The sequence below is a fragment of the Phytobacter sp. V69 genome (genome assembly GCF_965644215.1).
GTDB lineage: Bacteria > Pseudomonadota > Gammaproteobacteria > Enterobacterales > Enterobacteriaceae > Phytobacter.
On sequence record NZ_CBFFRL010000380.1, the window covers coordinates 1 to 2,102 of the forward strand.

General features: G+C 48.5%; 3 protein-coding genes. 1 reads left to right on the plus strand and 2 read right to left on the minus strand.

Going from position 1 to position 2,102, the window contains the following annotated elements:
• Positions 1-219 precede the first annotated feature (219 nt).
• On the plus strand, positions 220-1,395 hold the full coding sequence (locus ACSZPU_RS25275) for a tyrosine-type recombinase/integrase (RefSeq protein WP_499004350.1): 1,176 nt from the start codon (positions 220-222) through the stop codon (positions 1,393-1,395).
• A gap of 24 nt (positions 1,396-1,419) precedes the next feature.
• Here ACSZPU_RS25275 and ACSZPU_RS25280 read toward each other — a convergent pair whose 3' ends face one another.
• Together ACSZPU_RS25280 and ACSZPU_RS25285 are read right to left on the minus strand one after the other, a co-directional pair.
• Positions 1,420-1,764: a hypothetical protein gene (locus ACSZPU_RS25280; RefSeq protein WP_499004351.1), complete on the minus strand. Its 345-nt coding sequence runs from the start codon at positions 1,762-1,764 to the stop codon at positions 1,420-1,422.
• Entirely contained in the window at positions 1,700-1,999 is a 300-nt protein-coding gene (locus tag ACSZPU_RS25285; protein WP_499004352.1) for a hypothetical protein, read from the minus strand. The genes ACSZPU_RS25280 and ACSZPU_RS25285 overlap by 65 nt, the downstream gene beginning before the upstream one ends.
• Between the last annotated feature and the right edge of the window lie 103 nt (positions 2,000-2,102).

The following is a 2,102-nucleotide window of genomic DNA, read 5'->3' on the forward strand; positions in this document are numbered from 1 at the left end:
CGGCCTCATTTCTCGCTGCCGTCCAGATCAGATGCATCGCTCTCTGGGCTAAAATCTTGTGACGACACTATCTAATTATTTTCAAAAATATTTGACCTTTATCTTCGGTTTCACACTGAATCGACTCCCCCATCCTTTTGTTGCTCCCAACCTGTTCATAAGTAGGTACCGAAATGCTAAAGTAGCTGTAAATAAAAACAGTATATTCAGGTGGACACAATGAACAGCCAGCCAGTAACAAGACGGTTTGCAGACAACGATCTCCATCAACAATTGTCGACGGTTAAAGCTAATGACAAGCAGCTGATGAGCCTCATCCGCTATTTTTCTCACCTGAAATTCAACACTGCTAAAACTTACCTCCAGTGGCTACGCTCCTGGAATGAGTGGTACCAGGTGAATGCTCCAAATAACAAGGAGTGGCCTGCCAGCTCTCTCCCGGTGACTGAAACTCCACTGCTGGCCTATTTAGACCATCTTCAGGCATCACTGTCCCGAAGCAGTATTAAAGGCTGCCTGCATGCACTGAACAGCATCCAAAGGAAAGCACTTGACCAGCCAGCGATCATCACATCTGAAGTCGGGTATATTCTTGCGTCCCTCGAACAGGCAGAAGCCCGAAAGCAGAGAGTTACCCGTCAGGCGACGCCATTCATGGTGACTGATCTAAAGGCATTGATTAAAAAACACATTACGACGCAGTCGGTGCGCAAGCTCCGCGATCTTTGTCTAATCTGGACAGGGTTTGAAACACTACTCCGCTCTGCGGAGATCCGGCGGATCCGGATGGGAGACCTTGTGCTGAATGAAAAGACCGGCAGCTTTACCCTCACGGTTTACAGAACAAAATCAACTGTCAGTACCCTGCTCACCTATCACCTGACCCCTAACCTTACAGCTACACTGATAAGGCTGATGGGTATGGTCGGAAGGGATCAAAACAGCCATCCGCAGGACTATCTCTTTCAGGCCGTGAACTTTCAGGATAACGGATATATGCCACCTGAATGGGGTTTACGAAGCCAGGGTAACGAGATCAATACACTGCTGAGAAACCATAACATGCCCTATCTGCCTACCCGAACCCCGCTCGGGGAAGATGGTGATTACATTCCCGTTGAGGATGAGGGTATGCTCAGCAAGAATACCCTTCTCCGGGCCTTTGAAGCACTATGGAAGGAGCTCAACCCACAGGACATAGAGACCGCATGCTGGACCGGTCACAGCGTGCGGGTAGGCGGTGCCATCCAGCTTGCCCTTGCCGGGTACTCGCTGCCGCAGATCATGGAGATGGGTAACTGGACTAGTCCGGATATGGTTTCCCGCTATATTCGAAATATTGCAGCAGGGAAGAAGGCTATGACGCAGTTTATGCTCAGTGCACTGGATGAGTAGCGCCCGATAGGGCGCCATGCGGAGTTACTTCTTCCGGAAAGGGTTAAATCGGTTAAGGTCCGGGAGTGCGCTTTTAGTCGGCATCATCCCTTTGCGTTTAAATTTATAAACGCCATTTAGCTTCATCGTTTGCACACCCAAGTTTATCAGTGCCACCAGCTTCAGGGTATACAGAAACGTGAACGCAGGGGCAAGCTGGATAAAAATAAACAGCAAACCGGCACACATTACACGCAGCCACGCCGCATACTCCATGCTCTGTTGCTTCTTAAAATAATGGACCTCCAGCAACCTTACCGCCTTGTTACTGATCCACACCGCTGCCAGTGAGAGTAACAATACGATGCACAGCATAATTCCCAGTTCCATGATTCTCATTCCCCGTTGTTTTAATTTTTTGTGTTTCTGATTTGTCCGTTTTCACTTTGCTTTTCGCTTTCTTTTTTGGTTTGGTATGGTGAAACAGGAAACAATCCACCAGTACCCAGCCATTGGCATACATTGCCAGCAGCAATTTCTGCCCCGGATAATGTGCATGAAAAAGCATTTTCACATCTGAGGTATTCATTATCTGTTGTTTGCGCTTCAGCTCCTCCTCAGGCATCTCAAATTCCTGAATAAACGGAGAGGAGAACATTAGCGCCCTTACAGGGCGAGCGTCACCGCTTCGCGGTTCCGATGGTATTCATGATCGGCATACCGTTTTA